The following is a 4769-nucleotide window of genomic DNA, read 5'->3' on the forward strand; positions in this document are numbered from 1 at the left end:
TGTCGGCTCATGCTGATGTGGACCTGACGCAACCCTGGGAGTCGGCTGAAAGCCCGCGGTGGGCGACAGCGGCTACTGCACGCCCGGGTTGCCTGTACCGCCGGTGGCGGGAGTTGATTGAACATGTGCGCGGAATTCTCGGACCGTGGTCCAGAGTACGGCTACCAGGGCCAGTGCCATGAGCGCCGCCGCCAGTCTGAGTTCTGGTGCCGGCGGGAATGCCGCCGCGTTTCCGCCGGCACCGCTCACGGCGCCGTTCCCGGTGGCGCCTCCGCCCGCGGGTTGGGAACTCTGCGCGAAGTACGTCAGGTATGTCAGGAAGGATGCGACCTGAACGGCGACCGGTAGATACCACAATCGGCGGGGTAGGTAGCAGGCGGCAATTACGCTGAGGACGTCCGCCGGGTAGAAATACCGTTCGTGCATCGACGGTAGAAAAAACGGTACAGCGATGACCGACGCGGTGGCAAGCAACACGATGCGGGTCGGGGTCAGGTCGACGTGACTACGGACAGTAAGGCCGGTCAGGATGGCCACGAGCGCGCCGGTGAACACGACTCCCGCCGTACGCAGGATGTCAGCGTGTGTGCCCGCGGCGATGAACTGATATACCGAAGCGGCGTTGAGTGTCAACTGCTGGTAGGCGCCGGTCTGCCTTGCGTAGACCGTCAGAAGCTTTTCCGGTGATGCGCCCAGGAGCAGCGCGGGCACATCGAGCGCCAGGTACACCCCGGGAATGGCAAGCAACGACGGCCATGGCAGCCGTCTGCTGAGAGCCAGGATGCCCAGGAGCGGAAAGATGAAGACTGCCTGCAGTTTGAACCCCAGCGCGAGGCCGAAGAAGGCGCCGGCCAGCCAGGGGCGGGCCCGGAGCACGGAGTAGACCCCGCCGACCAGGAAGGCCGTGAAGATTGAGTCCGCCTGCCCCCAGCGCGCGCTGTTCGCAACCACCGTGGGCAGGAACAGCACCGCGGTCGCGGCCGCGAACGATTGCCATGAGTCGGGAAAGCGTAGCTGCACGATCCGATATGTGAAGAATGCGAGCAGTAGATCGAACAGTACCGAGATGATTTTGATCCCGGCGAGCGCGGGTACCGGCAGGTACGTCAGGAGGGTCATCAGGTAGAGGTATGGAACATTGTAATCTGAAAAATCAGCTCGAAGGGCGTGATATCCGCCATTAGTGGAGATATGGTCGTACCAGGGTTTCAGGAACATGACGTAGTCCGCCGAGTGATAATCGAACATCGTCGCGCGCACCGTGAGCGCGATCATGACAACGGCTGCCGCCATTGCTGCCCGACCGGCCCGTCGGGGTGGCTTCGTCGCGCTCCGCGTGCGTGCCGGCACCGGCCGCGGGGCCATCTCGGTCATGAACGTATTGTCTGTATTGATACTTAGCCGGCCCTTGTATGAAACTTGGCACCGACTGAGCACCGCACCGTGCGTCCAGACACCCGTGCGTCCAGACACCCGTGCGCGGGCTCAACGGGCGTCTGGACGGCCGGCGATCAGATCGAAGATTCGATCCTTGCGGTGGATCCACCGTTGGTCGTGGCGCACGGCTCGACCCTGCGCCCGGGAGGCCTTGTGGGAGCCGCCGCGATAGCGCCACCGCGCCCATGGCGAGCCGGGCCGAGCCAGCCGGATTGCGCCGATCAGCGCGAGGAAGGGAAGGAGCAGCCCGATGGTCCCGAGACGCAGTTTGCCTTTCAGAAATGTGATCACAACCAGGAGGATGTTGAGGACCAGCGACGCCACGTAGTCCCATAGCGCCGTGCGATGGCCGCTGTCGAGGCCGTTGACCCCGAAGGGCAGGCTGCCCAGTACGAGCAACCCGGTCACCGCCACTCCGAGGACGACCGCATCTACCGAGACGCGGCCCTCCTCGCTCCAGTACACGTCCTGAAGGTGCAGAACCAGGGCGAACTCGTCCAGGACGAGCGCGATCCCGACACCGAACAGTGCCCCGAGCAGGTCCCACCACGGTGATCTGCCGGCCGCCGGGGTGAATGCACCGACTCCGGCTATGCACATGAAAACAATGCCAAAGACGACATGATGGATATGTGTTCCGCCGGCTGCGACGTTACCCGGCCACCACGAAACACCGGCCCGGATCATTCGGACGCTGAGCCGGATAAACAGAAATGTGACCACGAACGACACCAGCAGCAGGAACAGCGGTTGCTTCCCGGGCTCGACGATGACCCGATGATAGAAGTCCACGACCGCGTTCATCTGGACCCCCGCGAAGAATCTCGGCCCTGTCCGGTCGGGTCCATTCATACCCAGCTTCGCCAGGCGGTCATCCTACGTCGGACCGCTCCTGTGGTTCGCCGCGCTTCGCCGGGGTGAGGAAGTCGGGCGCCTGCGCCACCAGTCGGGTCATCTCATATCCGACGAGACCGATTTCACATGTTTTGGCGGCGAGGACGGACAGGCATGCGCCGTCGCTGATGGCCATGAGGAGCAGGGTTCCGTGGTCCATCTCGACTATTGTCTGGCGCACTGCCCCGGAGTCCATGAGGGTTGCCACTCCGAGGGTGAGGCTGAGCAGACCCGAGGAGATCGCGCCAAGCTGTTCTGCCCGGTCGCGCGTGAAGCCGTCGCAGACCGCGAGCAGGATCCCGTCAACCGAGACGACGATGGCGCTCGCGACCCCGGGTACCGAACCGACGAAGTTGTTGATGAGCCAGTCCAGCCCGTGATCCGCTGCGCCCGCCCCGGTCACCTGAGCCTCGGCTGTCCACACGGGGTACCCGGCCCGATGCGGAAGCCCACCCGTGGTTCTGCCGGGCACCTCGATCCCCCATGACGTCGGTAGTACAATTAGCTACCTCTCTGACAGATTTCGCCCGCGTTCGGCGACCGGCGTAAGTCGTGGTTATTTCCTCCAAGGTATCGGCTTGCGGCGACCAGCCGCATCCAGGTTCCCCGCGCCGCAGCGAGTTGTTGCCGCACGAACAGCGTAGCCGCGGCTGCTGCGGGGACCAGTTTATGCCCATTAGGCCGTGGCCTTGACCGCCGGTGCTCGCGTTGCGCGGAGTGTCGGGAAACATATCCAAATGTAAACTGATTAAAATCTTTTGTCTGTATTGTCGTGAGCATCCATTAGTTCCCGCTTTGATCCGTGCTTTCGGGTGGGTCGGCCAGCCGGATCGGGTTCCAGCGGCCGTTCCGGCCTTCGTTCCATCGGCGCGAGCCGTTCGACCGGAACGATCCGCCGCGCTGAACGATCCGCCCCGCCGGACGGTTCGTTCAGCGGGGCGAAATCAAGCGGTCATGCCGAATATTTCGGCCGTATGCCGGTCTGGCCACCTGTCCATCGACCGATGGACAGGTGGCCAGAGCAGGGTGGTGCCAGCACAGGAGAGCTGGTCTCAGTCGACGAAAAGATCAGTCCGCGCCAACACCCGCTGGGTACCGAATGTCACCCGGGAGAGTCTCTTGCGGTAGATCGGGGTGTGGCTGATCGCCTTCATCGCCACCGGCCGGATCCGGCCGGCGATGCCGTCGGCACCCGAGAACAGCAGCTTGGCCTGCTGTGCCTGCATCTCCATGACCGCCGCCACGGCCGGCCGCCGCTGCTGCTCGAACTGACCGAGTGCTCTGTGGTCGAACTGCCCACTCGCCCACGACGACATCAGGATCGGGTGCAGGAGTGCTGCATCCTGGATCGCGAGGTTGACCCCCTGGCCGCCGATGGGCCCGACCGTGTGCGCGGCATCTCCGATGAGGACCAGACCATCTCGAGCCCAGGTGTCGGCGAAGCCGGCAAACACGTCGAGCACTGTGAGGTCGCCGGGCGCCCGGACGGACCTGGCGATCAGATCGGCATACCGGGGAACCGATCGGCACATCTGCTCCTTGATGTGGTCGATCCCGTGCTGAGCCAGCGACCGGTAACTCCGACGCGGCAACGTCCAGCCGAGCTGAAGGCTGTCGGGGTAGGCGTCGTAGACGATGATCGGGTTACCGTCACCCTGGAAGACCGTCACCTCAGGGCCGTGTCGCTCCTGCACGGGCAGTTTGAACCACACCACGTCGTAGTCGAAAGCGTCGATCTTGGTGAACGCGATGTCAGCCAGCCGTCGGGTCTTCGAGTGACGCCCGTCCGCGGCCACCACACACCGGGCCTCGATCGTCTGCTCGCCCTCGCCGTCCGGCAGCCGGACACCAATGACGCGCTCGCCGTCCAAGAGCAGCCCGGTCGGCGACCGGCCGTCGAGATAGACGAAGCGGTCGTACCGCTTGCAGGCGTCAAGCATCTCCTCCAGCAGGTTCGGTTGCGGAATGCTGAGGACGTGGTTGTACGGCGGGTCGAGCCGGCTGAAGTCGGCTTCGAACAGTGTGCGACCAGCGGACACGATGCGAAATCGCGAGCACTCGTAGTGGCCACGCTTCCGCGCACCGTCGAGGATGCCCATCTGGTGCAACAGCAGCGCCCCCCCGGGTTGGAGGATCTCGCCGCGGTACTCGCGGTCGAACGACGTTGTCCGCTCGACGAGAACAACTCTGGCACCGGATCGCACCAACAATAGCGCCATACTCAGTCCGGCCGGGCCGGCTCCGATCACACAGAAATCCGTTTCCATAAATGTAGATGCTCCACCTCAGGCCGTCTGACGAGCCGGGCGGGGCTCCTTTGAGCGGAGCCCGGAGCAGCACGGCCTGACCGCACCGCACCGCTGCGCGAACCGCGAAAGCACGCCGACAGGTTCGCATTGCCGCGGACAGCGACCCCTCAGCCGCAGTCATGGACGCCC

At 64.3% G+C, this 4769-nt stretch carries 4 protein-coding genes; all 4 read right to left on the minus strand.

Annotation, left to right across the window (positions count from 1 at the left end; all coding sequences use genetic code 11):
* Positions 1 to 72: 72 nt before the first annotated feature.
* A complete protein-coding gene (locus U9979_RS02205) occupies positions 73 to 1374 on the minus strand; it encodes a glycosyltransferase 87 family protein (protein WP_322778058.1) in 1302 nt (433 codons plus the stop codon).
* Between the two features lie 111 nt (positions 1375 to 1485).
* On the minus strand, positions 1486 to 2241 hold the full coding sequence (locus U9979_RS02210) for a hypothetical protein (RefSeq protein ID WP_322778059.1): 756 nt from the start codon (positions 2239 to 2241) through the stop codon (positions 1486 to 1488).
* Positions 2242 to 2308: 67 nt separating this feature from the next.
* A complete protein-coding gene (locus tag U9979_RS02215) occupies positions 2309 to 2734 on the minus strand; it encodes a roadblock/LC7 domain-containing protein (protein WP_322747977.1) in 426 nt (141 codons plus the stop codon).
* Between the two features lie 649 nt (positions 2735 to 3383).
* The gene (locus U9979_RS02220; RefSeq protein WP_322747976.1) at positions 3384 to 4598 is read right to left on the minus strand and encodes an FAD-dependent monooxygenase; all 1215 of its coding nucleotides are present in this window, start codon (positions 4596 to 4598) and stop codon (positions 3384 to 3386) included.
* Positions 4599 to 4769: the final 171 nt, after the last annotated feature.

The organism is Protofrankia sp. Cas4 (genome assembly GCF_963555915.1).
Lineage (GTDB): Bacteria > Actinomycetota > Actinomycetes > Frankiales > Frankiaceae > Protofrankia.

Excerpts from the sequence above, each read along its gene's own strand:
- U9979_RS02205 (WP_322778058.1), bottom strand. The coding sequence starts at position 1,374 with ATGACCGAGATGGCCCCGCGGCCGGTGCCGGCACGCACGCGGAGCGCG.
- U9979_RS02210 (WP_322778059.1), bottom strand. The coding sequence starts at position 2,241 with ATGAACGCGGTCGTGGACTTCTATCATCGGGTCATCGTCGAGCCCGGG.
- U9979_RS02220 (WP_322747976.1), bottom strand. The coding sequence starts at position 4,598 with ATGGAAACGGATTTCTGTGTGATCGGAGCCGGCCCGGCCGGACTGAGT.